Below are 23,443 nucleotides of genomic sequence, written 5' to 3' on the forward strand. Positions count from 1 at the left end.
TCAGCCCTTCGGCTTGGCCGTGCGACGCAGCCGGGTGTTGACGAACTCGCCCATGCCCCAGCGGCCCAGCTCGCGACCGAAGCCGGAGCGCTTCACCCCGCCGAAGGGCAGGCCGGGCAGCGTCGTGCCGTGCTCGTTGACGTAGGCCATGCCCACCTCGAGCCGGTCGGCGATCTCCTGCGCGCGCTCGATGTCGCCGCTCCACACCGACCCGCTGAGCCCGTAGCTCACGTCGTTGGCCAGGGTGACCGCGTCGTCGACCGAGTCGACGCCGTACACCACGGCCACCGGTCCGAAGATCTCCTCGGAGTAGGCGTCCATGTCCTTGGTGACGCCGGTCAGCACGGCCGGGCGGAGGAACGCGCCGTCGCCGTCGGGTACCTCGCCGCCGGTGTGCAGGGTGGCGCCCTGCTCGACGGCGCGACGCACCTGCTCGGCGACGCCGTCGCGCGCCGTGACCGAGGACAGCGGGCCGAGCCGGGTACCGGGGTCGGTCGGGTCGCCGTGCTCGGTGGCCTCGAACGTCGAGACCAGCACCGACACGAACTCCTCGACCTTGTCGGTCGGCACGATCATCCGCTTCGGGGAGTTGCAGGCCTGGCCGCCGTTCATCAGGCGGGCCCGGGCGGCGACCTTCGCGGTGCCGGCGACGTCGGCGTCGTCGAGGACGATGAGCGCGTCCGACCCGCCCAGCTCCAGGACGGCCTTCTTCAGGTTGCGCCCCGCCGTCTCGGCGACCGAGGCACCGGCCCGCTCGCTGCCGGTCAGCGAGATCCCCTGGATCCGCGGGTCGGCGATCATGTCGGCGACCTGCTCGTTGGTCGCGTAGACGTTGACGTAGACGTCGGCCGGGACGCCCGCGGTGTGGAAGATCTCGTCCATCACCTCGGCCGAGGCGGCACAGATCGGGGCGTGCTTGAGGACGATCGTGTTCCCGACCACCAGGTTCGGCGCGACGAACCGGGCCACCTGGTAGTACGGGAAGTTCCACGGCATGACGCCGACCAGCGGCCCGATCGGCTCGGTCTGCACCACCGACTCCTGCGCGCCCTGCGGGTCCAGGGTCTCCCGGGTCAGCAGGTCCGGGCCGTGCTCGGCGTACCAGCGGTAGATCGACGCGGCCAGCGCGACCTCGCCCGCGGCCTCCCTGACGGGCTTGCCCATCTCGGTCGCGATCAGCGCGGCCAGCTCGTCGCTGCGGGCCTCGTAGGCCTCGGCCACCCGGACGAGGATCTGCGCCCGCTCCGCGACCGGGGTCGCACGCCACCCGGGGTAGGCGTCGGTGACCCGGGTCAGGACCTGGTCCACCGCCGCGTCGTCGAGCTGCGGGAACTCCTTCTCGGTCCGGCCGGTGGCGGGGTTCGTCGTCACGTAGGTGCTCATGACTTCCTTCCGTTGCGGGGTGGCGGGGACGGGGTGTGCCCGGCGTCCCGCCGTGGCGCGGGTGGCGCTCCTCCCCGACGGATGTCCGGTCCGGGGGGACCGGCAAACATCGGGTCCGTCCGTGCCGGGCCGACGGCGCCGCCGTTCACCGCCGTCACCGGTGCTGCGTCACCGGTGCTGCGTCACCGCACGCCGGCCGCGTGGAGCCGCGACCGGACGTGGGCCCGCGCCGGCGGGACGTACCGGGCCAGCACCGCGGTCAGCCGACGGACGACGTCCTGGGCCGGCCAGTCCGGCGGGAGCAGGGCGGTGGGCAGCCCGGGCGCCCGGACCAGGTCGACGAACACCGGGTTCGTCAGCTCGACGAGCTGTCGCAGCCCGTCCGCGCCCCCGGCGGGCGGGGTCGCCGCGGCCGCGGCCAGCCGGTCGCGGTGCCCGCGCAGGACCGCTGCGACGCCGTCGAGGTCCCACGCCCCGACCGCGACGCGGGCCGCCTCGGCGGTGTCCACGGCGAGCTCGGCGACGAGCACCCGGGCGCCGGGCGGCGCGTCGCCCAGCACGTCGGCGAGATCGCCGGAGCGGTCGGTCGCGGCGATGAGCACCCCCGGCTGCAGCACCCCGTACCCGGCGAGGACGGCCGTGCGGCGCAACCGGTCCCGGTAGGCCCGTTCCTGCTCCGGCACGGCGTGCAGGAGGGCCTGGAACGCGCCCGTCCACTCCGGCGGGCGGGCGCCGAGGTCGTCGCCGAGACGCCGCACGGCCGCCCCGAACGGGCCGTCGAGGCGCAGGTGCACGGCGCGCCCGTCGCGCCGGCCCGCGAGCTGGCCGTCCTCGCGCATCCGGGCCAGCAGCCGTCGCGCGGCGGGCTCGCGCATGCCGAGATCGCCCAGCAGTCCGACGAGCACGGCGGCGGGCAGCTCGTCGCGGCCGGCGACGCGCAGCAGCGACGCGACCACACCGCTCGTCGGGTTGCGCCTTGCCACCAGCGCGCCCAGCTCTACACTTCTGCTCACGGTCGTGAACCATTCCGTCCAGTTCGGGGGAACCGATGGTAGAGGCAGCGGGCCGGAGCGGGACGGGGCAGGCGCTGTCCTGGGCACAGATGATCGTGCTGAGCGTCGCGGTGCCCGTGGTGGTCTACGACGTCCTCACCGACCGCGGGATCGGGCCCGTCCCGGCCCTGCTCGCCGGGAGCGTCGGGCCGCTGCTCGACATCGGGATCACCTGGCTGCGCAGCCGCCGGGTCGACGAGTTCGGGGCGCTCGTGCTGGTGTTCCTGGTGGTCGGCGCCGTGGTCGGTCTGCTGTTCTCCGACCCGCGGATCCTGCTGCTCAAGGAGTCGGCGACGACGGGCGCGCTCGGCCTGGTCCTGCTGGGCTCGCTGGTGCTGCTCCCGCGCCCGCTGATGTTCTACTTCGGACGCCGCTTCGCCACCGGCGGCGACCCGCGACGCGTCGCCTGGTGGGACGGGCTCTGGCGGTACGCCGGGTTCCGCCGCACCCAGCGCGTGCTCACCGCGGTGTGGGGCGTGGTGCTGGTCGCCGAGGCGGTCGTGCGGATCGTGCTGACCTACCGGCTCCCGGTCGGGACGACGGTGGTGGTGAACGCCGTCGTCCCGCTCGTGGTGCTGGGCGCGCTGATCGGCTGGACCGTGCTGTACGCCCGGCGGGCGCAGGCCGCGGGACAGCGCCGCGCCGCGGCCGCCGCCTCCGGCTGAGACGGCGGCCGGGCGCCCTGCTCAGCGGCCGACGTTGCGCTGCAGGTGCGCCGGGTAGCGCTCCCCGGCCACCGCCGACGACGGGGCGGCCGCCTCGATCTCGGCCAGCTCGTCCGCGGACAGCTCCAGCGCGACGGCCTCGACGTTCTGCTCCAGGTAGGTCCGCCGCTTGGTCCCCGGGATCGGCACGACGTGCTCGCCGCGGCTCTGCACCCAGGCCAGCGCGAGCTGCCCGGCCGTCACGCCGCGGCGCTCCGCGATGACCTTCAGGGCGTCGACGATGGCCAGGTTGGCTGCCAGGTTGTCGTCGGAGAAGCGGGGGAGCCCGCGGCGCATGTCGCCCTCGGGGAACTGCCCGGTGGAGGTGATCGCGCCGGTCAGGAAGCCGCGGCCGAGCGGGGAGAAGGGCACCACGCCGATCCCGAGCTCGGCGCAGGTGGGCGCGACGGACTCCTCGATGCCGCGGGTCCACAGCGACCACTCCGACTGCACGGCGGCGGGCGGGTGCACGGCGTGGGCGCGGCGGACGGTGTCCGCGCCGCACTCGGAGAGCCCGTAGTGGCGGATCTTCCCCTCCTCGACCAGCCCGGCGAGCGCGCCGACGGTCTCCTCGATCGGCGTGTCCGGGTCGACGCGGTGCTGGTAGTAGAGGTCGATGTGGTCGACCCCGAGCCGGCGCAGCGACGCCTCGACGCACGTCCTCACGTAGGCGGGGTCGCCCTGCGCGCCCTGGTTGCCGTCCGCGTCGCGCACGATGCCGAACTTCGTCGCCAGGACGACGCGGTCGCGGCGGTCGGCGATCGCGGCGCCCACGAGTTCCTCGTTGGCGCCGTCGCCGTAGACGTTCGCGGTGTCGAGCAGCGTGACGCCGAGGTCGAGCGCGCGGTGGATCGTCGCGATCGACTCGGTGCGGTCGGAGGTGTCGCCGTAGGCCTGGCTCATGCCCATGCAGCCCAGGCCCTGGGCGGAGACGGTCAGGTCGCCGAGACGGCGGGTTCCGATAGCCATGCCAACCAACCTATCCCCACGGGCGCCGCCCCGCCGTGCCCTGCGCGCACCTCCCCTCCGGGTCCGCACTCATGGAGCTCATGCACGGTGGCACGAGGCTTTTGCTCCATGAGTGCGCGACGGGGCGGGGTGGCGCGCGAGGGAGGAGGGGGCGGGGTGGTCAGGGGATGCGGCGGACCGCCCCGGTGTCGGCGCTGGTCGCCATGTGGGCGTAGGCGCGCAGGGCCTTCGACACGACGCGCTGGCGGTCGACGGGCTGCCAGGGCCGCTCGGAGGACTCCATCTTGGCGCGCCGGTCGGCGAGCACCTCGGCGTCGACGAGCAGCTCCAGGGACCGGGCGCGGACGTCGAGCCGGACCCGGTCGCCGTTCTCCACCAGCCCGATCGTGCCGCCGGCGGCGGCCTCGGGGGAGATGTGGCCGACCGAGATGCCCGACGAGCCACCGGAGAACCGGCCGTCGGTGATCAGTGCGCAGACCTTGCCCAGCCCGGCACCCTTGAGGAACGCGGTCGGGTGCAGCATCTCCTGCATGCCCGGCCCGCCCGAGGGTCCCTCGTAGCGGATGACCAGCACGTCGCCGGGCTTGATCTCCTTCTTGAGGATCGCCGAGACGGCGTCCTCCTGGCTCTCCAGCACCACGGCCGGGCCCTCGAACTCCCAGATGTCCTCGGGGATGCCCGCGGTCTTGATCACGGCGCCGTCGACCGAGAGGTTCCCGCGCAGCACGGCCAGGCCGCCGTCGGCGGAGTAGGCGTGCTCGAGGTCCCGGATGCACCCGCCCGCCGCGTCGGTGTCGAGGGAGGACCAGCGGTTCTCCGTCGAGAACGCCTGCGTGGTCCGGACCCCGCCCGGCGCGGCGTGGTAGAGCTCGACCGCGGTCTCCGACGGGGCCGACGACCGGACGTCCCACTCGGTCAGCCACTGCTCCAGCGACGGCGAGTGCACCGAGCGCACCCCGGTGTTGAGCAGCCCGGCCCGCCACAGCTCGCCCAGCAGGGCGGGGATGCCACCGGCCCGGTGGACGTCCTCCATGTGGTAGTCCGAGTTCGGCGCGACCTTGCTCAGGCACGGCACCCGCCGGGAGATCGCGTCGATCGCGGCGAGGTCGAAGTCGATCTCGCCCTCCTGCGCGGCGGCCAGGATGTGCAGCACCGTGTTGGTGGAGCCGCCCATCGCGACGTCGAGCGCCATCGCGTTCTCGAACGCCTCGCGGGTGGCGATGTTGCGGGGCAGCGCGGACGCGTCGTCGTCGCGGTACCAGCGGGTCGCCAGATCCATCACGGTGCGCCCGGCGTTCAGGAACAGCTCGCGGCGCGCGGCGTGCGTGGCCAGCGTGGAACCGTTGCCCGGCAGCGAGAGCCCGAGCGCCTCGGTGAGGCAGTTCATCGAGTTCGCGGTGAACATCCCGGAGCAGGACCCGCAGGTCGGGCAGGCCGAGCGCTCGACCTCGGCCAGGCCGGCCTCGTCCACCTCGGACGACGCGGACGCCGAGATCGCGGTGATCAGGTCGGTGGGCGCCTGCGCGACCCCGCCGACGACGACCGCCTTGCCGGCCTCCATCGGTCCGCCGGAGACGAACACGGTCGGGATGTTCAGCCGCATCGCGGCGTTCAGCATGCCCGGCGTGATCTTGTCGCAGTTGGAGATGCACACCAGGGCGTCGGCCGCGTGGCCGTTGACCATGTACTCGACCGCGTCGGCGATGATCTCGCGGCTCGGCAGCGAGTAGAGCATCCCGCCGTGGCCCATCGCGATGCCGTCGTCGACGGCGATCGTGTTGAACTCCTTGGCGACCCCGCCCGCCTCCTTGATGGCCCCGGCGACCAGATCACCCATGTCCTTGAGGTGCACGTGTCCGGGCACGAACTGGGTGTAGGAGTTGGCGATCGCGACGATCGGCTTGCCGAAGTCGTCGTCGCCCATGCCGGTCGCGCGCCAGAGCGAACGCGCTCCGGCGGCGTTGCGACCGTGGGTGGTGACGCGGGAACGCAGGGCGGGCATCGGTCTTCTCCAGCCGGGTCTTCCGTGGTGGTTCGTGGGGGGACCCCGGTGGGCGCGTCGCGGAGCGTGGGCACGAGCCGCCCGGGGGTGCGGCGCGACGGCGGCGGGGCGGGTCGCGTCCCGCCGGCCGGCGGGCCGATCGCCCGCAACCGTACGCCCAGCGACGGACGTCAGTGACCCTCGGCCGGATCCTCCGGGTCGGTCACCGCGGCCGGGTCGGCGAACCGGCCGCCGCTGGCGACGGAGAGCGCCGGCAGGTCGCGCGCGTGCACCGCGGGCAGGACGAGGTCGTCGTCCTCGCCCAGCACCGCGCTGACCCGCGAGCGCGAGCCGATCCGCAGACCGCGCACGTCGTCCCAGGCCACGGTGCGGGAGGAGAACGCGCCGCGCGCCGTGACCGTCTCCGGGTCCACGGTGGTGCGGACCCGCAGGATCCAGGCGATCGCCGCGGCCGGGGCCAGCAGCGCGACCCAGAACCACGGCAGGCTGAACACCAGCGGCGTCGACCCGACGACCGCGACCAGGATGGCGAAGATGGTCAGCCGGCTCGGCTTGAACACCAGCGCGCGCGAGCCCACGCGGAGCTTGCGGCCCTCGTCGCGGACCCGGGGGGTCCACGCCAGCTCGCCGTCCACCTGCTGGGACGCCTCCGTGGCCCGCCGCGGGTCGGCGGAGGTGGTGTCGGCGGGGACGGCGCGGTCGTCGGTGCTGCTCACGACCCCAGTGTGACAAATCCGGACCGTGACCCGACCGCCCGGACGGGTGGGGTCGTTTGACTCCGTCCGTGGGACGCGTGCTAGCGTCGATGCATGTTCGCCGTTCGAATTCCCGTACTTCTTGGGCGCGTCGTCGCCTGAGTTCGACCTTCTCGAACGACGACGCGCTCACCCTCGCAGCGCCCGGAGCACCGGGCGGCGGGGGTTTTTTCATGTCCAGCTCCGAGTCCAGCCCATGTCCGGCATCTGATCGACACGATCTCCAGCGAGGCAGACCCAGATGACCACCGTCCCCGCCAAGCCCGGCTCGCCCGGCCCGAAGCCGGGCCCGCCGCCCGGCCGGTCCGCGGCCTCCGGCACGTCCCGCAGCGCGGCCCCGGCACCCGGTGAGACCACCGTGCCCGGCCCGCGCGTCGTGGACGAGCCCATGACCGGCGCCCAGTCCCTGGTGCGTTCGCTCGAGGAGATCGGCTGCGAGGTCGTCTTCGGGCTGCCCGGCGGGACGATCCTGCCCGCCTACGACCCGCTCCTGGACTCGACGAAGGTGCGCCACATCCTCGTCCGCCACGAGCAGGGCGCCGGACACGCGGCGACCGGCTACGCGCAGGCCACCGGCAGGGTCGGGGTCTGCATGGCGACGTCCGGGCCGGGGGCCACGAACCTGGTCACCCCGATCGCGGACGCCCACATGGACTCGGTGCCGCTGGTGGCCATCACGGGTCAGCAGACCCGTCCGCTGATCGGCACCGACGCCTTCCAGGAGGCCGACATCACCGGCATCACCATGCCGGTGACCAAGCACAACATGCTGGTGACCGAGGCGAGGGAGATCCCGCGCGCGATCGCCGAGGCCTTCCACCTGGCGTCCACCGGCCGGCCCGGCCCGGTCCTGGTGGACATCCCGAAGGACGTGCTGCAGGAGCAGACCACGTTCTCCTGGCCCCCGGAGCTGCAGCTGCCCGGCTACCGGCCGACGACCCGGCCGCACGGCAAGCAGATCCGCGAGGCCGCCCGGCTCATCCGCGAGTCGGCCAAGCCGGTGCTCTACGTCGGCGGCGGCGTCCTCAAGGCCGAGGCCGCCGAGGAGCTCAGGGAGCTGGCCGAGCTGACCGGGGCGCCCGTCGTCACCACCCTGATGGCGCGCGGTGTGTTCCCCGACAGCCACCCGCTGCACCTGGGCATGCCCGGGATGCACGGCACCGTCGCCGCGGTCGCGGCGATGCAGCGGTCCGACCTGCTGGTCGCACTCGGCTCCCGGTTCGACGACCGGGTCACCGGCAAGCTGTCGAGCTTCGCCCCCGGCGCGAAGATCATCCACGCCGACATCGACCCGGCCGAGATCTCCAAGAACCGGCGCGCCGACGTGCCGATCGTCGGGGACTGCAAGGAGGTCCTGGCGGACCTGGTCGAGGCCGTCCGCGCGGACCGTGCCGAGCACGGTGAGCCGGATCTGTCGTCCTGGTGGAAGCAGGTCGGCGGGCTGCGCGACCGCTATCCGCTCGGCTACGACGAGCCGACCGACGGCGCGCTCTCGCCGCAGTACGTGATCGAGCGGATCGGCGCGATCGCCGGGCCGGACGCGATCTACACCGCGGGCGTCGGCCAGCACCAGATGTGGGCCGCGCAGTTCGTCAAGTACGAGAAGCCGCGGACCTGGCTGAACTCCGGCGGGCTCGGGACCATGGGCTACGCGGTCCCGGCCGCGATGGGCGCCAAGGTCGGTGAGCCGGACGCCGTCGTCTGGTGCATCGACGGCGACGGCTGCTTCCAGATGACCAACCAGGAGCTCGCCACCTGCGCGATCGAGGGCATCCCGATCAAGGTCGCCGTCATCAACAACGGCAACCTCGGCATGGTCCGCCAGTGGCAGAACCTCTTCTACGGCGAGCGGTACTCCAACACCGACCTCAACACCCACAAGCTGCGCATCCCGGACTTCCCGATGCTCGCGCAGGCGATGGGCTGCGAGGGGCTGCGGGTCGAGTCCAAGGAGGACGTCGACCGGGTCATCCACCAGGCCATGCAGATCAACGACCGGCCGGTCGTCGTGGAGTTCGTCGTCGGCGCCGACGCCCAGGTGTGGCCGATGGTCGCCGCGGGCATGAGCAACGACGAGATCAACGTCCGGCGCGACATCCGGCCGGAGTTCGAGCACGACGAGCTGGCCGCGTCGGTCGACGCGGTCGCCGACGTCACCGAGCAGGCCCTGGAGGGCGAGAAGTGAGCGAGCTCCACACCCTCTCGGTCCTGGTCGAGGACAAGCCGGGTGTCCTGGCCCGGGTCTCCGGGCTGTTCTCGCGGCGCGGGTTCAACATCAATTCGCTCGCGGTCGGCCCGACCGAGCACCCCGACGTGTCCCGGATGACGATCGTCGTCGAGGTGGACGAGCTCCCGATGGAGCAGGTCACCAAGCAGCTCAACAAGCTGGTGCACGTCATCAAGATCGTCGAGCTGGAGCCGGACGCCTCGGTGCAGCGCGAGCTGCTGCTGGTCAAGGTCCGGGCCGACGCCACGGTGCGCAGCCAGGTCGTCGAGACCGTGCAGCTGTTCCGCGCCAAGGTCGTCGACGTCTCCCCGGAGGCGGTCACGGTCGAGGCCACCGGGTCGGCCGACAAGCTCAACGCGCTCCTGCGCATGCTGGAGCCCTACGGGATCCGCGAGATGGTGAAGTCCGGGATGGTGGCCGTCGGCCGCGGCCCCCGGTCCATCACCGCCGCGGCCGTCCGCTAGACAGTCGTCGCTACACAACCTCCGAGAGGAACCGTCCCAGAGCCATGAGTGTCAACATCTACTACGACGCCGACGCCGACCTGTCGATCATCCAGGGCCGCAAGGTCGCCGTGATCGGCTACGGCTCCCAGGGGCACGCGCACTCGCTGTCCCTGCGCGACTCCGGGGTCGAGGTGAAGATCGGTCTGCCCGAGGGGTCGAAGTCGCGGCAGAAGGCCGCGGACGAGGGCCTCGAGGTCGGCACGCCGGCCGAGGTCTCCGCCTGGGCCGACGTGATCATGGTCCTGGCGCCGGACACCAAGCAGCGCTTCATCTACTCGCAGGACATCGAGCCGAACCTGAAGGACGGCGACGCGCTGTTCTTCGGCCACGGCTTCAACATCCGCTTCGAGCTGATCAAGCCCCCGGCGAACGTCGACGTGGCCATGGTCGCGCCGAAGGGCCCGGGCCACCTGGTCCGCCGCCAGTTCGTCGACGGCAAGGGCGTCCCCGCCCTGATCGCCGTGGAGCAGGACGCCTCGGGCAACGCCAAGGCGCTCGCGCTCTCCTACGCGGCCGGGATCGGCGGCGCCCGCGCGGGCGTCATCGAGACCACCTTCACCGAGGAGACCGAGACCGACCTGTTCGGTGAGCAGGCCGTCCTCTGCGGCGGTGCCGCCGCGCTGGTCCAGACCGGCTTCGAGGTGCTGACCGAGGCGGGCTACGCCCCGGAGATCGCCTACTTCGAGTGCCTGCACGAGCTCAAGCTGATCGTCGACCTCATGTACGAGGGCGGCATCGCCAACGAGCGCTTCTCGATCTCCGACACCGCCGAGTACGGCGACCTCACCCGCGGCCCGCGCGTCATCACGCCCGCGGTCAAGGCCGAGATGCAGAAGATCCTGGGCGAGATCCAGGACGGCACCTTCGCCCGCGAGTGGGTGGCCGAGGACGAGGCGGGCCGCGGCAACTACACCAAGCTGCAGCAGCAGGGCGCCGAGCACCCGATCGAGCAGGTCGGCGAGAAGCTCCGCGGTCTCATGAGCTGGGTGGGCGAGAAGGCCAAGTGATCTCCCGCCGGACGCGTCCGGCAGGATGAATCGCGCGGGCCCCAGACGGCCCGCGGACGTCCGGGTCCTGACGCACCCATCCGGACCGGACGACGTGGAACCCCCGTACCGGCGACACCGGGCGGGGGTTTCGCGCGTTCCGGGCGTGCCGGGCGGCGACCTGTCCGTGCGCCCGGGGCCACGACGGCCCCCGCGGTCCTAGGATGGTCGACGTTCGCGCACCGACCTCGGGGAGCACTCGCACACCGTGAGCACCGCAGCCACCGACCACCGTCCCGTCGTCCTGCTCGCGGAGACGCTCGCGCCCTCCGCCGTCGAGCTGCTCGGTGACGGCGTCGAGATCCGCCACGTCGACGGCACCGACCGCCCCGCGCTCCTGGCGGCGCTCGCCGACGCCGACGCGCTGCTGGTCCGGTCCGCCACCACCGTCGACGCCGAGGCGCTCGCCGCGGCCGGCCGCCTCAAGGTCGTCGCCCGGGCCGGGGTCGGCCTGGACAACGTCGACGTCCCCGCGGCCACCGCGCGCGGGGTGATGGTCGTCAACGCCCCGACCTCGAACATCGTCTCCGCCGCCGAGCACGCCATCGCGCTGCTGCTCGCGACCGCGCGCCACATCCCGCCGGCGGACGCCGCACTGCGCTCCGGGGCGTGGAAGCGCTCGTCCTACGGCGGGGTCGAGTTGAACGGCAAGACCGCGGGCATCGTCGGGCTCGGCAAGATCGGGCAGCTCGTCGCGCAGCGGCTCGCCGCGTTCGGCATGACGCTGGTCGCCTACGACCCCTACATCGCCCCGTCGCGGGCCGCGCAGCTCGGCATCGAGCTGATGAGCCTCGACGACCTGCTCCGCACCGCCGACATGATCACGGTGCACCTGCCGAAGACCCCCGAGACCCTCGGCCTGATCGGCAAGGACCAGCTCGCGCTGACCAGGCCGGGCGTGCTCGTCGTGAACGCCGCCCGCGGCGGTCTCGTCGACGAGGACGCGCTCGCCGAGGCGGTCCGCTCGGGGCACGTCGGCGGCGCCGGGATCGACGTCTACGTCACCGAGCCGACGACGTCGAGCCCGCTGTTCGAGCTGGAGAACGTCGTCGTCACCCCGCACCTGGGGGCCTCCACCACCGAGGCGCAGGACCGGGCGGGCACCGACGTGGCCCGCTCGGTGCAGCTGGCCCTGGCCGGGGAGTTCGTGCCCGACGCGGTCAACGTGCAGATCCACGGGGCCGTCGGGGAGGAGGTCCGGCCCTGGCTGCCGCTGGTGCAGAAGCTCGGCACCACGCTGCACGCCGTCGCCGGGCGCACCCCGACCTCGGTCACCGTCGACGTGGCGGGCGAGCTCGCGAACACCGACGTCCAGGTCCTCGGCCTGGCTGCGCTGCGCGGGGTGTTCACCCACGTCGTCGAGGACCAGGTGACGTTCGTGAACGTGCCCCAGCTCGCCGAGGAGCGCGGGGTCACCGTGGAGATCACCACCAGCCCGGAGAGCGCCAACCACCGCAGCGTGGTGCAGCTGCGCGGCGCCATGCCCGACGGCGAGAAGGTCACCGTGTCCGGCACCCTGACCGGCCGCGCCGAGGTCGAGAAGCTCGTCGAGATCAACGGACGGCACTTCGACCTGCGCGCCGAGGGCGAGGTCGTGCTGCTGGAGTACGCCGACCGCCCCGGTGTGATGGGCCGGGTCGGGTCGCTGCTGGGGGAGGCCGCGGTCAACATCGAGGCCGCCCAGATCTCGCAGACCACCGACGGCACCGACGCCGTCATGCTGCTGCGGGTGGATCGCCAGATCGACCCGGCGGTGCTGGAGCCGATCGGCGCCTCGGTCGGCGCCCGGACGATCCGGCTGATCTCGTTCGACGACTGACGTCCCGTGTCGCGGGAACTCTCCTGCGCGGACCCGCCGCGGCGCGGGATCGTGTCCGCCCGCCACGAGCGGACCTGACCCGGCCCGCCGGGCGCTGCCGCGCGCCCGAGCCCGGGGCGACCGTGCCCCGGCCGCCGGGTCAGCCGCGCGGGGCCCAGCCCAGCGCCGGTCCGAGCGCGCCGGCGATGTCGGTGACGATCTGGACGTAGTCGTCGTGCGGGAAGCCGAACGGCAGCGCGAACACCGCCTCGTCGACCTCCCGGAACCCGGCGTCGGCCCACAGCCGCTCGGCGATCGCGGCGGAGGTGCCGACCAGGTCGCGGGCGAACAGCAGCCCGGCCGGGCCCTGCGGGACGCCGACCCGGGCGTCGCGCTCGCGGGCGTAGGCGGCGTAGCGCTCGCGCTGGGCGGGCGTCGCGGAGTCGGTCGGGACGACGACCAGGCCCTGCGACACGCGCCCCGCGGGGTTCGCCGCGCGGTAGGCCCGGATCTGCCGGGACTGGATCGCGGCGAAGTCGGTCTCCCCACCGGAGCGCACCACGTTGCTCGTCAGCAGGTTCAGCCCCTGCCCCGCGGCCCAGACGGCGGACGAGTCGCTGCCCGCCCCGTACCACATGCGCCCGGCCAGGCCGGGGGAGTGCGGCTGCACCCGCTCGGAGAACGCCTCGATCCCGACCGTCCCCGAGAAGGTGCTCGCCCGCTCCCCGCGCACCAGGCGCAGCAGCCGCGACACCCGCTCCCGGCCGAAGTCCTCGACGTCGGCGGTGTCCGGGTAGAGCGCGTCCCGCACGTGCTCCCACTGCATCGGCGGCCCGACCGAGACGCCCGGGTTCAGCCGGCCGCCGGAGAGCACGTCGACCGTCGCGAGGTCCTCGGCGAGGCGCAGCGGGTTCTCCCAGCCCAGCGGCACCACGGCCGTCCCCAACTCGATCCTCGACGTCCGCTGGGTCGCGGCGGCGAGCACAGCGACCGGCGAGGAGATGCCGAACTGCAGGTGACGGTGCCGGACGAAGGCCGAGTCGAAGCCCAGACGCTCGCCGAGGGCGATCATCTCCAGGGTCGTCTCGTGTCCGGGGCGGGGGTCGTCGCCGTCGAAGGAACCGATGGTGAGGAAGCCGAGGCGACGCAGCGGGCGATCGGGCGTGGGCACGTCCGGGGCAACGACGCCGTCGCCGCGCTTCTTCCCCGCCCACCATCCGGACGGGTGACGGCCGCGCCGGGCGTCCCACCCCCGGGAACGGGCCGGAGTCCCCGGAACGGCCGCGTGTCGCCGGTCCTCCGACCGCGTGCGGCGCACGCGTCACCCGGACGGGACCATCCCACCGGGTGGCCGAACGATGACCCTGCGTCGGCAGGCGGTAGCGTGCGGCCAGCAGTACGACGAGAGGACGAGGTCATGCGCCTTGCGGTCATCCCCGGTGACGGCATCGGCCCGGAAGTGATCAACGAGGCACTCAAGGTCCTGGGCGAGGTCGCCCGCGACGTGGAGACGACCGAGTACGACCTCGGTGCCGCCCGCTGGCACTCCACGGGCGAGCTGCTCCCGGAGACGGTGCTGACCGAGATCAAGCAGCACGACGCGATCCTGCTGGGCGCGGTCGGCGACCCGTCGGTGCCCAGCGGCATCCTCGAGCGCGGCCTGCTCCTGCGTCTGCGCTTCGAGCTGGACCACCACGTGAACCTGCGCCCCGCGCGGCTCTACCCCGGGGTGCGCGGGCCGCTGGCCGGCAACCCGGAGATCGACCTGGTGGTCGTGCGCGAGGGGACCGAGGGTCCGTACGTCGGCACCGGTGGCCTGCTCCGCAAGGACACCCCGCACGAGATCGCGACCGAGGTCAGCCAGAACACCGCGTTCGGCATCGACCGTGTCGTGCGCGACGCGTTCGCCCGCGCCCAGCGGCGGCCGAAGAAGCATCTGACGCTGGTCCACAAGACCAACGTCCTGACCTTCGCCGGTGCGCTGTGGTCGCGGATCGTCGAGGAGGTGTCGCTGGAGTACCCCGAGGTGTCGGTGGCCTACCAGCACGTCGACTCGACCACGATCCACCTGGTCACCGACCCGGGCCGGTACGACGTGATCGTCACCGACAACCTGTTCGGCGACATCCTCACCGACCTGGCGGCGGCGGTCACCGGCGGCATCGGCCTGGCGGCCAGCGGCAACATCGACGCCAGCCGTACCAACCCGTCGATGTTCGAGCCGGTGCACGGCTCCGCCCCGGACATCGCGGGCCAGGGCATCGCCGACCCGACGGCCGCCGTGCTGTCGGTCGCGCTGCTGCTCGACCACATGGGCCAGCGTGACTCGGCCCGCCGCATCGAGGCCGCGGTCGCGTTCGACCTGGCCACCCGGGACCACGCGGCGACGGGCAACACCTCCTCGATCGGGGACCGGCTCGCCGCGCTCGTGTCGAGCCGTGAGGTCGCCACCAACTGACGCGGGACGGGTGGCGGCCGGAACCCGGCGGCCACCCACCGGTTCAGATCTGGTCCGACGGCCCGGTCAGCAGGGACACCCCGGCGCCCGCGAAGTTCTCGAGGTCGGCGACGGCCGCCTGCCCCTCCTCGCCGCCCATGCCGGACTGGAACGCGGCCGCGTCCGGGAACTCCAGCACGGCCACCAGGTGGTACGCCGGCGCCGCCCCGTCCGGACCCGGTGCGGGCCGGGAGACCGTGAACCGCGCCAGGCCGGGGATCTTCCGTGCCAGCGGCGCGTGCACCGTGTCGTAGTGCGTGTCGAACGCGGCGACGTCCTCGGGGTGGTTGTAGAGAGCGGTCAACTGGAACACGGGGTTCCCTCCTCACGTCGCACGGCGCTCCGGTGCGCCGCGACTGCCCCCACCATGGTCCATCCGGCGCCCGCGTGCACCACCCCGCAGTACGGGGTCGATACGCTGGACCGACCATGAGTACTCCAGCCCAGGTCCGGGTGCGGTTCTCCCCGTCGCCCACCGGTACCCCGCACGTCGGCCTCATCCGCACCGCCCTGTTCAACTGGGCCCACGCCCGTCACCACGGCGGGGCCCTGGTGTTCCGGATCGAGGACACCGACGCCTCCCGCGACTCCGACGAGTCCTACCGGGCCCTGCTCGACGCGCTGGACTGGCTCGGCCTCGACTGGGACGAGGGCGTCGAGAAGGGCGGCCCGCACGGGCCGTACCGGCAGAGCGAGCGCGGCGAGGTCTACGCCGACGCCCTGCGCCGGCTGATCGACGCCGGCGAGGTCTACGAGTCGTTCTCCAACGCCGAGGAGATCGAGGCCCGGCACCGCGCCGCGGGCCGCGACCCCAAGCTCGGCTACGACAACGCCGACCGCGACCTCACCGACGACCAGCGCGCCGCGTTCCGCGCCGAGGGGCGCGCCCCGGTCTACCGGCTGCGCATGCCCGACCACGACCTCAGCTTCACCGACCTCGTCCGCGGCGAGATCACGTTCCGGGCCGGGCAGGTGCCCGACTTCGTGCTGGCCCGCGGCGACGGCACCCCGCTGTACCCGCTGACCAACCCGGTCGACGACGCGCTGATGGAGATCACGCACGTCCTGCGCGGGGAGGACCTGCTGGCCTCCACCCCGCGGCAGATCGCGCTGCTGGAGGCGCTGGCCCGGGTCGGCATCGGCCACGGCCCCTTCACCTACGCACACCTCCCGCTGGTCACCGGCGAGGGCAACCGCAAGCTGTCCAAGCGGGACCCGCAGTCGAACCTGTTCCACTACCGTGACCGCGGGTTCGTGCCGGAGGGGCTGCTCAACTACCTCGCGCTGCTCGGCTGGTCGATCGCCGAGGACCGCGACGTGTTCTCCCTCGACGAGATGGTCGCCGCCTTCGACGTGTCCCGGGTGTCGAGCAACGCCGCCCGCTTCGACCTGAAGAAGGCCGAGGCGATCAACGCCGCGCACCTGCGCCTGCTCGCCCCCGACGACTTCGCCGAGCGCGTCGTGCCCCACCTCGCCGCCGAGGGGGTCACCGACCCCGACCGCGCGGTGCTCGCCGCCGCCGCGCCGCTGGTGCAGGAGCGCAGCCAGGTGCTGTCCGACGCGGCCCGGATGCTGGCCTTCCTGTTCCGTGACGAGGACACCTTCACTCCCGACGACGACGCCGCCGCGAAGAACCTGGGCGCCGACGCGGCCCCGGTGCTGGAGGCCGCCGTCGCCGGGCTCGCGGACCTGCCGGAGTGGTCGGCCGCCGCGATCGAGGAGTCGCTCAAGACCTCGCTCGTGGACGGACTGGGGCTCAAGCCGCGGAAGGCGTTCGCCCCCGTCCGCGTCGCCATCAGCGGCCGCACGGTGTCCCCGCCGCTCTACGAGAGCATGGAGCTGCTGGGCCGCGAGCGGTCCCTCGCCCGCCTGGGGGCCGGTGTCAGACGCTCCCGGGACATGGGTTAGAGTACCTACATCAACGGAGAGCGGGCCTCGCTCCGGAACGGGGCCCGCTTTTCGATGGGGTATGGTGTAATTGGCAGCACGACTGATTCTGGTTCAGTTAGTCTAGGTTCGAGTCCTGGTACCCCAGCGGAAATCACGAGTTCTCCGGAATGATGATTTCTGACAATCGGCACGGTCTCGTCCATGGTCCCGTCGTCTAGCGGCCTAGGACGCCGCCCTCTCAAGGCGGTAGCGCGGGTTCAAATCCCGTCGGGACTACCACGGACTCCCTCGCAGGGGTCCGCACTCGAGATCGAGCCGACTGTCCTGGTCCCGTCGTCTAGCGGCCTAGGACGCCGCCCTCTCAAGGCGGTAGCGCGGGTTCAAATCCCGTCGGGACTACTCCACGAAGGCCCCGCTCCACGGAGCGGGGCCTTCGTCGTGTCGGGTCCCTTCCGGGCACGGCCGGACGCACCCCGCTGTGCCCCGGGCACCCCCGCAGCGGTCCCGGCGACGAGGAGGCCCGGGCGGCACGGTCCGGGTCACTCCGGGCCGGGGGACCGGGTCCTGATGCCGGACCCGGCTGTGTGTCGGGAGGACGACGATCCGATCCTGCCCTCGGGGTGGGTCCGGTGATCGCATCGGGTGAGGGGTCCGGTGCCACATCCGGCACCGGACCCCTCACTCGTGGTGATCATGGTCGTCGCCCGGGGCGCGGCCGGTGGGCCGGGGGATGCACCGTCACCTGCACGACGGCTCCGGACGGCCGGCGGGCGCCCGGGTCAGGGGTTCGGTGCAGGTTCCGAGGGGGGCGAGCTCGACGGTTCCGAGGGCGGTGAGCTCGGCGGACTCGACGGCGGCGAGCTCGGCGGGCTGCTCGGCGGCTCGCTGGGCGTGGTCACGACCGGCGGCGGTACCGGGATCGGGGCGTCGGTCGTCGTCGGGACGGCCTCGGTGGAGCGCTCCCGGGTCCGCTCCGGCTGGCGGACCGGCTCCTCCTCGACGGTCGTCGGGGGCGGGGCCTCGGTGGTCGTCGGCGTCGCGGGCAGGTTGGGGATCGCGTTGCCGATCGAGTGGTCCTGCGGCCAGAGGAACACCGCGCCCAGCACGGCCAGAGCCGCGACGACCCCGCCGGCGCCGATGAGCAGCGCGGGGGAGCGGCGGACCGGTCCGGGCCCGGGCGCGACGGTGGTCTCGCCGTCGTCGTAGCCGCCGTACCCGCCGTAGCCGTGCACGGCGGTCCGGTCGTAGCCCACCGGCGGCACGACGGGGAAGCGGTCGGTGGGCGGGTCGGCGCGGGCGCCCTCGAGGTAGGCGGTGCGGTCGCCGTCGAGCTGGGTCGTGCCGCCGGTCGGCACCCGGTCGGTGACCGGGTCCGGGTTCTCCCAGGGCAGCGGGCCGGGGTCGGGGGCCAGCGCGAGACCGCTGCTCGCCGACACCGCGCCGAACCCACCCGAGCCGGTGCCGGGCACGGGGTCGGCCGGCCCGAGCGCGACGACGGCGCCCTTCGCGATGGTGTTCTTCGGGTCCGCGTCGACCTGTACGGGACGCCCGAGCCCGGTGGAGACCAGCTCGGCGACCAGCGGGACCCGCGAGGACCCGCCCACCAGCAGCACCACCGACGGCCCGGACGCGGCCAGCCCGGCCGAGGCGATCGCGCGCTGCAGCGCCTCGACCGACTCCTCGAGCCGGGGCCGGATGCGCTCCTCGAAGTCGCTGCGGTGCAGGCGCACCGTCGTGCGGACCTCGCCGAGCCACACCGGGATGGAGACCTCGGTGTCGGCCGACAGGCCCTCCTTGGCCTCGCGGCAGTCGCGGCGCAGCCGGGCCATCGCGGACAGGACGTTCGGGTCGGTCTCGTCGAGCCCCTCGAAGGCGGCCGGGACGGCGTCGCGCACGTGGTCGACGACGGCCTGGTCGAAGTCGGCGCCACCGAGCTGCTCGACGCCCTCGGGCCTGCCGAGCAGCGTGAACCCGCCGCCCGCGGCCTCCTTGCGCACGACGGCGGCGTCGAAGGTCCCGCCGCCCAGGTCGTAGACGGCGACGGTCGCGCCGGGTTCGACCCGCTCGTTCGTCGCGTAGTGCAGCGCGGCGGCCTGCGGCTCGGTGAGGAAGGTGACGGTCAGCCCGCGGTCGGCCAGGGCCGCGGCGAACAGGTCGCACTTGTGTGTGCCCCAGGACGCCGGGTGGGTCACCGCGATGCGCTCGGGCGCGCCGCCCTCGGTGCGCGCGACGACGTCGACGACGTGCTCGGCCAGCAGCGCGGACAGCTGCTCGGGGGCGAAGGACCGCTCGCCCAGCGGGATCGGCGTCGGGTCGCCGATGCGCCGCTTGAACTCGCGGGCGACGCGGTCCGGCTCGGTCAGCGCACGGCGCTCGGCGGCCTCGCCGAACAACAGCCCACCGTCGGGCGCCACGTAGACCACGGACGGGATGTCGACCGAATGGTCACCGAGCGTGACCATCTCGACGGTGCCGGAGCCGATGACCGCAGCCGCGGTGCGGGTGGTGCCGACGTCGATGCCCAGCAGGTAACCCATCGTCTCCCCGGTGTGCCGACCATGTCCGAAGGGTCCGGCCCGGTGCCGGACCTCCACACGGTAGTGGAGCCCGGAACCGTCACCTCAGTCGCGTCGGTGCCGCGGCCGGGGGCCGATCAGGTGAGTCGGTGCTGCAGCGCGTCGGCCGCGGCGAGCAGGTCGGCGGCCCAGCGGACCCCCGGACGGCGTCCGATCCGGTCCACCGGCCCGGACACCGAGACGGCGGCGACGACCTGGCCCGCCGCGTCGCGCACCGGGGCCGACACCGACGCCACCCCGGCCTCGCGTTCGGCGACGCTCTGTGCCCAGCCGCGGCGGCGGACGTCGACGAGCACGCGCTCGGAGAAGCTCGCGTCGGCGAGGATGAGCCGCTGGGTGGCCGGCTCGCACCAGGCGGCGAGCACCTTCGCCCCGGAGCCCGCGGTCATCGGCAGCCGGGACCCGACGGGCACGGTGTCCCGCAGGCCGGACGGCGGCTCGGCGTGCGCGATGCAGATGCGGTGGATCCCGTCGCGCCGGTAGAGCTGGACGCTCTCGCCGGTGATGTCGCGCAGCCGGGGCAGGACGGCGGCCGCGGCGTCGAGCAGCGGGTCCGGCCGCCCGCCCGCGAGCTGGCCGAGGGTCGGGCCGGGGTGCCAGCGCCCGTCCGGTGTGCGCAGCAGCATCCCGTGCGCCTCGAGCCCGACGGCGAGCCGGTGGGCCGTGGCCCGGGGCAGGCCGGTGCGCTCACAGAGCTCCGCCAGGCCGCACGGCCCCTCCGCCGTCGCCCGGAGAACCCCCACGGCCTTGTCGAGCACGCCGATCCCGCTAGACTGTCCCACGTTCCGATACTAACTTCCCACGATCTGGGAAGTCCACGTCGAATCCCATCGACCAGATCACAGAGGAGGCGGGCGTGACCACCGCAGAGAAGCCGCGCACGCTGGCCGAGAAGGTCTGGGACCGGCACCTCGTCCGCAAGGGCGAGGGCGACGAGCCCGACCTGCTCTACATCGACCTGCACCTGGTGCACGAGGTCACGAGCCCGCAGGCGTTCGACGGGCTCCGGCTCGCGGCCCGTCCGGTGCGCCGTCCGGACCTCACCATCGCCACCGAGGACCACAACGTCCCGACCCTCGACGTCCTCGCCCCGATCGCGGACGAGGTCTCGCGGACCCAGGTGGAGACCCTCCGTCGCAACTGCGAGGAGTTCGGTGTCCGCCTGCACCCGATGAACGACCCCGAGCAGGGGATCGTCCACGTGGTCGGGCCGCAGCTGGGGCTGACCCAGCCGGGCACCACGGTGGTCTGCGGGGACTCCCACACCTCCACCCACGGCGCGTTCGGCGCGATGGCGTTCGGTATAGGCACCTCCGAGGTCGAGCACGTGCTCGCCACCCAGACGCTGCCGCTCAAGCCGTTCCGGACGATGGCGATCGAGGTGACCAGCGCCGACGGCACGCTGCGCCCGGGCGTCACCTCCAAGGACGTCATCCTCGCCGTGATCGCACGGATCGGGACCGGCGGCGGGCAGGGTCACGTACTGGAGTACCGGGGCAACGTCATCGAGAACCTCTCGATGGAGGCCCGGATGACGGTCTGCAACATGTCGATCGAGGCCGGCGCCCGCGCCGGCATGATCGCCCCGGACGACACGACCTTCGCCTACCTCGAGGGCCGCGAGCACGCCCCGGCCGGCGAGGACTGGGACGCCGCCGTCGCCGACTGGCGGTCCCTGCGCACCGACGACGGCGCCGAGTTCGACCGGGTCGTGCGGATCGACGCCGACGAGCTCACCCCGTTCGTCACCTGGGGCACCAACCCCGGCCAGGGCCTGCCGCTGGGCGGGTCCGTGCCCGACCCGGCCGCCATCTCCGACGACGGCGAGCGCGCCGCGGTGGAGAAGGCGCTGTCCTACATGGGCCTCACCGGTGGGACCCCGCTGCGGGAGGTGCCCGTCGACGCGGTGTTCGTCGGCTCCTGCACCAACGGCCGGATCGAGGACCTGCGCTCGGTCGCGGAGGTCCTCGACGGGCGCTCGGTCGCGAAGGGCGTGCGGATGCTCGTCGTCCCGGGGTCGATGCGGGTGCGCTTCCAGGCCGAGGAGGAGGGCCTGGACAAGGTCTTCACCTCCGCGGGCGCCGAGTGGCGCTCCGCGGGCTGTTCGATGTGCCTGGGCATGAACCCCGACCAGCTCGCGCCCGGTGAGCGCTGCGCGTCCACCTCGAACCGCAACTTCGAGGGGCGGCAGGGCAAGGGCGGTCGTACCCACCTGGTGTCGCCGCTGGTCGCCGCCGCGACCGCCGTGCGCGGCACGCTGAGCAGCCCGGAGGACCTGGACTGATGGAGAAGTTCGACACCCACACCGGGATCGGCGTGCCGCTGCGCTGGTCCAACGTGGACACCGACCAGATCATCCCGGCCGTCTACCTCAAGCGGGTCACCCGCACCGGCTTCGAGGACGGCCTGTTCTCCGCCTGGCGCGACGACCCGTCGTTCGTGCTCAACAACGAGCCCTTCGACCGGGGGTCGGTGCTCGTCGCGGGCCCGGACTTCGGCACCGGCTCCTCGCGTGAGCACGCGGTCTGGGCGCTGATGGACTACGGCTTCCGGGTCGTCATCTCGTCGCGGTTCGCCGACATCTTCCGCGGCAACTCGGCGAAGGCGGGTCTGGTGGCCGCCGAGGTCGCCCAGCCCGACGTCGAGCTGATCTGGAAGAAGCTCGAGACCGAGCCCGGCACGGAGATCACCGTGGACCTGGGTGAGAAGACCGTGCAGGCCGGCGACCTGACCGTGCCGTTCGAGATCGACGACTACGCCCGGTGGCGGCTGCGGGAGGGTCTCGACGACATCGGACTCACCCTGCGGCACGAGGCCGACATCACCGCGTTCGAGGGAACCCGGCCCGCCCGGATGCCACGCACCCTGGCCTGAACCGACACGGGTGGTCACCGTGCTCCGACAGATGTTGCCGTGATCACCCGTTCGGACCTGTACTGGTGGACGGTATGCGACCTGGACTCGCGTCGGGATCTGGTGCGCGGCAGGGGCGCAGCCTTACCTTTCGTGACCATGAACAAGGCTCAGCTCGTCGATGCGCTGACCGCCCGGCTCGGAGACCGTCGTGCCGCCACGTCGGCCGTCGACGCGATGGTCGAGGTGATCGTGGACGCGGTCGGCCGTGGTGAGACCGTCACCCTGACCGGGTTCGGTGTCTTCGAGCCGCGACGACGCGCACCGCGCACCGCCCGCAACCCGCGGACCGGGGAGACGGTGCCCGTCGGGGAGACCGTGGTGCCGTCGTTCCGGCCCGGCGCCGCCTTCAAGGAGCGGGTGGCCGCCAGCGAGGCCGCCGCCGCGAACGCGACCAGCGCCCCCCGCCGTACCGAGCGGGCCGCGACGGGCAACGGCCGCAGCACCGCGACCCGCAAGACGATCCCCCCGGAGACCGCGGCGGCTCCGGCCGCTCCGGCCGCTCCGGCGAAGAAGGCGGCTGCCCCGAGGAAGGCGGCCGCGTCGGCGAGGAAGCCGGCCCGACGGAAGGCCGCTGCGGAGAAGTAGCCGCGCCACCGCACTGCCCGTGGTCGGCGCCGCCCTGTGCTGTGCCGCGGTGTTCCGCCGTGCCCGCACCGTGCTGCCCGCACCGCGCTGTACCTGCCGCGCCGCCCCGTGCAGCGCCGTCTCGTGTACCGCCGCCCCGCGCAGCGGTGTCGTCGCGCCCCGCCGCATCACGTCGGCCTACCGCCTGCGGCCTCGTCGTGCCGTCGTGCCGGTGCGGCCCACGTGCGCCCTCCACTCCCGCCACGCTGTCCTGTACTCACCGCCCAGCGCTACCGCGGGTGCGTCGATCAGTACACGAGTGCTGTTCGAGCGGGTGTGGACAGCGCTCATGTACTGATCGACTGAGCTTCCGGCCGGTGGGCGCCCTGGGGCTCGGCACGGGCCCGCCGGGCGCTCCGGCGTATGCCCCGGCCTTGTGGCGCCGCCCTGCCCCGGCCTCGTGGCGCTGCCCTGCTCCGCGTTCGTGTCCTGCGTTCGTGTCCTGCGTTCGTGTCCTGCGTTCGTGCTCTGCGTTCGTGCTCCGCGTTCGTGCTCTGC

Annotated in this window: 19 protein-coding genes and 3 tRNA genes; 13 read left to right on the plus strand and 9 right to left on the minus strand. The window is 73.3% G+C overall.

The genetic code is table 11. The features are described from left to right. Complete coding sequence (locus WHI96_RS17410; protein ID WP_345644504.1) at window positions 1-1,383, minus strand: NAD-dependent succinate-semialdehyde dehydrogenase; 1,383 nt, start codon at window positions 1,381-1,383, stop codon at window positions 1-3. A 182-nt stretch (window positions 1,384-1,565) separates the two neighbouring features. Continuing rightward, window positions 1,566-2,396 (minus strand): hypothetical protein, encoded by an 831-nt coding sequence (locus WHI96_RS17415; RefSeq protein WP_345644501.1) that lies wholly within the window; start codon window positions 2,394-2,396, stop codon window positions 1,566-1,568. 89 nt (window positions 2,397-2,485) lie between these two features. Between WHI96_RS17415 and WHI96_RS17420 the strand changes: the two genes are divergently transcribed. Then, window positions 2,486-3,100: a VC0807 family protein gene (locus WHI96_RS17420; RefSeq protein ID WP_345644498.1), complete on the plus strand. Its 615-nt coding sequence runs from the start codon at window positions 2,486-2,488 to the stop codon at window positions 3,098-3,100. Window positions 3,101-3,121: 21 nt separating this feature from the next. Here WHI96_RS17420 and WHI96_RS17425 read toward each other — a convergent pair whose 3' ends face one another. The 3 genes from WHI96_RS17425 to WHI96_RS17435 form a co-directional block, all read right to left on the minus strand. Then, window positions 3,122-4,108: an aldo/keto reductase gene (locus WHI96_RS17425; protein ID WP_345644494.1), complete on the minus strand. Its 987-nt coding sequence runs from the start codon at window positions 4,106-4,108 to the stop codon at window positions 3,122-3,124. A 160-nt stretch (window positions 4,109-4,268) separates the two neighbouring features. Next, the gene (gene ilvD, locus WHI96_RS17430) at window positions 4,269-6,110 is read right to left on the minus strand and encodes a dihydroxy-acid dehydratase (RefSeq protein ID WP_345644491.1); all 1,842 of its coding nucleotides are present in this window, start codon (window positions 6,108-6,110) and stop codon (window positions 4,269-4,271) included. A 170-nt stretch (window positions 6,111-6,280) separates the two neighbouring features. Beyond that, complete coding sequence (locus tag WHI96_RS17435; RefSeq protein WP_345644488.1) at window positions 6,281-6,826, minus strand: PH domain-containing protein; 546 nt, start codon at window positions 6,824-6,826, stop codon at window positions 6,281-6,283. Between the two features lie 280 nt (window positions 6,827-7,106). On the opposite strand from WHI96_RS17435, the gene WHI96_RS17440 reads away from it, so the two are divergent. The 4 genes from WHI96_RS17440 to serA all read left to right on the plus strand — a co-directional run bounded on the left by WHI96_RS17440 (window position 7,107) and on the right by serA (window position 12,463). Next, window positions 7,107-9,050 (plus strand): acetolactate synthase large subunit, encoded by a 1,944-nt coding sequence (locus WHI96_RS17440; RefSeq protein ID WP_345644485.1) that lies wholly within the window; start codon window positions 7,107-7,109, stop codon window positions 9,048-9,050. Continuing rightward, window positions 9,047-9,556 (plus strand): acetolactate synthase small subunit, encoded by a 510-nt coding sequence (ilvN, locus tag WHI96_RS17445; RefSeq protein ID WP_062397155.1) that lies wholly within the window; start codon window positions 9,047-9,049, stop codon window positions 9,554-9,556. Before WHI96_RS17440 ends, ilvN begins: the two co-directional genes overlap by 4 nt. 44 nt (window positions 9,557-9,600) lie before the next feature. Then, complete coding sequence (ilvC, locus tag WHI96_RS17450; protein ID WP_345644481.1) at window positions 9,601-10,605, plus strand: ketol-acid reductoisomerase; 1,005 nt, start codon at window positions 9,601-9,603, stop codon at window positions 10,603-10,605. 247 nt (window positions 10,606-10,852) lie between these two features. Further along, entirely contained in the window at window positions 10,853-12,463 is a 1,611-nt protein-coding gene (gene serA, locus WHI96_RS17455; RefSeq protein WP_345644478.1) for a phosphoglycerate dehydrogenase, read from the plus strand. Between the two features lie 139 nt (window positions 12,464-12,602). Here serA and WHI96_RS17460 read toward each other — a convergent pair whose 3' ends face one another. After that, a complete protein-coding gene (locus WHI96_RS17460) occupies window positions 12,603-13,613 on the minus strand; it encodes an LLM class flavin-dependent oxidoreductase (protein WP_345644475.1) in 1,011 nt (336 codons plus the stop codon). A 246-nt stretch (window positions 13,614-13,859) separates the two neighbouring features. Here WHI96_RS17460 and WHI96_RS17465 point away from each other — a divergent pair, with 246 nt between their 5' ends. After that, complete coding sequence (locus tag WHI96_RS17465; RefSeq protein ID WP_062397147.1) at window positions 13,860-14,900, plus strand: 3-isopropylmalate dehydrogenase; 1,041 nt, start codon at window positions 13,860-13,862, stop codon at window positions 14,898-14,900. 43 nt (window positions 14,901-14,943) lie between these two features. Here the strand turns inward: WHI96_RS17465 and WHI96_RS17470 are convergent, their stop codons facing one another. Beyond that, a complete protein-coding gene (locus WHI96_RS17470) occupies window positions 14,944-15,252 on the minus strand; it encodes an EthD family reductase (protein WP_345644470.1) in 309 nt (102 codons plus the stop codon). A 116-nt stretch (window positions 15,253-15,368) separates the two neighbouring features. Here WHI96_RS17470 and gltX point away from each other — a divergent pair, with 116 nt between their 5' ends. The 4 genes from gltX to WHI96_RS17490 all read left to right on the plus strand — a co-directional run bounded on the left by gltX (window position 15,369) and on the right by WHI96_RS17490 (window position 17,228). Next, window positions 15,369-16,847, plus strand: coding sequence for a glutamate--tRNA ligase (gene gltX, locus WHI96_RS17475; protein ID WP_345644468.1), 1,479 nt, complete (start codon window positions 15,369-15,371; stop codon window positions 16,845-16,847). Between the two features lie 55 nt (window positions 16,848-16,902). Then, window positions 16,903-16,974: transfer RNA gene (locus WHI96_RS17480), tRNA-Gln, on the plus strand. Window positions 16,975-17,032: 58 nt separating this feature from the next. Next, window positions 17,033-17,108, plus strand: a tRNA-Glu gene (locus WHI96_RS17485). Window positions 17,109-17,155: 47 nt separating this feature from the next. Next, window positions 17,156-17,228, plus strand: a tRNA-Glu gene (locus WHI96_RS17490). A 380-nt stretch (window positions 17,229-17,608) separates the two neighbouring features. Here the strand turns inward: WHI96_RS17490 and WHI96_RS17495 are convergent. Together WHI96_RS17495 and WHI96_RS17500 are read right to left on the minus strand one after the other, a co-directional pair. Further along, window positions 17,609-19,366 (minus strand): Hsp70 family protein, encoded by a 1,758-nt coding sequence (locus WHI96_RS17495; RefSeq protein WP_345644465.1) that lies wholly within the window; start codon window positions 19,364-19,366, stop codon window positions 17,609-17,611. A 116-nt stretch (window positions 19,367-19,482) separates the two neighbouring features. Beyond that, a complete protein-coding gene (locus WHI96_RS17500) occupies window positions 19,483-20,187 on the minus strand; it encodes an IclR family transcriptional regulator (protein WP_345644462.1) in 705 nt (234 codons plus the stop codon). 74 nt (window positions 20,188-20,261) lie between these two features. Here WHI96_RS17500 and leuC point away from each other — a divergent pair, with 74 nt between their 5' ends. The 3 genes from leuC (at window position 20,262) to WHI96_RS17515 (ending at window position 22,906) form a co-directional block, all read left to right on the plus strand. Continuing rightward, entirely contained in the window at window positions 20,262-21,689 is a 1,428-nt protein-coding gene (gene leuC / locus WHI96_RS17505; RefSeq protein ID WP_345644459.1) for a 3-isopropylmalate dehydratase large subunit, read from the plus strand. Further along, entirely contained in the window at window positions 21,689-22,279 is a 591-nt protein-coding gene (leuD, locus tag WHI96_RS17510) for a 3-isopropylmalate dehydratase small subunit (protein ID WP_100878533.1), read from the plus strand. Before leuC ends, leuD begins: the two co-directional genes overlap by 1 nt. Window positions 22,280-22,417: 138 nt before the next feature. Beyond that, window positions 22,418-22,906 (plus strand): HU family DNA-binding protein, encoded by a 489-nt coding sequence (locus tag WHI96_RS17515; RefSeq protein WP_345644454.1) that lies wholly within the window; start codon window positions 22,418-22,420, stop codon window positions 22,904-22,906. The last annotated feature ends 537 nt before the right edge of the window (window positions 22,907-23,443 follow it).

Source organism: Pseudonocardia tropica (assembly GCF_040105315.1).
Lineage (GTDB): Bacteria > Actinomycetota > Actinomycetes > Mycobacteriales > Pseudonocardiaceae > Pseudonocardia > Pseudonocardia alni.

What these genes read in the sequence shown, in the direction of transcription:
- WHI96_RS17410 (WP_345644504.1), bottom strand. Translation starts at nt 1,383, where the DNA reads ATGAGCACCTACGTGACGACGAACCCCGCCACCGGCCGGACCGAGAAG.
- WHI96_RS17420 (WP_345644498.1), top strand. Translation starts at nt 2,486, where the DNA reads ATGATCGTGCTGAGCGTCGCGGTGCCCGTGGTGGTCTACGACGTCCTC.
- WHI96_RS17425 (WP_345644494.1), bottom strand. Translation starts at nt 4,108, where the DNA reads ATGGCTATCGGAACCCGCCGTCTCGGCGACCTGACCGTCTCCGCCCAG.
- ilvD (WP_345644491.1), bottom strand. Translation starts at nt 6,110, where the DNA reads ATGCCCGCCCTGCGTTCCCGCGTCACCACCCACGGTCGCAACGCCGCC.
- WHI96_RS17440 (WP_345644485.1), top strand. Translation starts at nt 7,107, where the DNA reads ATGACCACCGTCCCCGCCAAGCCCGGCTCGCCCGGCCCGAAGCCGGGC.
- ilvC (WP_345644481.1), top strand. Translation starts at nt 9,601, where the DNA reads ATGAGTGTCAACATCTACTACGACGCCGACGCCGACCTGTCGATCATC.
- WHI96_RS17465 (WP_062397147.1), top strand. Translation starts at nt 13,860, where the DNA reads ATGCGCCTTGCGGTCATCCCCGGTGACGGCATCGGCCCGGAAGTGATC.
- gltX (WP_345644468.1), top strand. Translation starts at nt 15,369, where the DNA reads ATGAGTACTCCAGCCCAGGTCCGGGTGCGGTTCTCCCCGTCGCCCACC.
- WHI96_RS17495 (WP_345644465.1), bottom strand. Translation starts at nt 19,366, where the DNA reads ATGGGTTACCTGCTGGGCATCGACGTCGGCACCACCCGCACCGCGGCT.
- leuD (WP_100878533.1), top strand. Translation starts at nt 21,689, where the DNA reads ATGGAGAAGTTCGACACCCACACCGGGATCGGCGTGCCGCTGCGCTGG.
- WHI96_RS17515 (WP_345644454.1), top strand. Translation starts at nt 22,418, where the DNA reads ATGAACAAGGCTCAGCTCGTCGATGCGCTGACCGCCCGGCTCGGAGAC.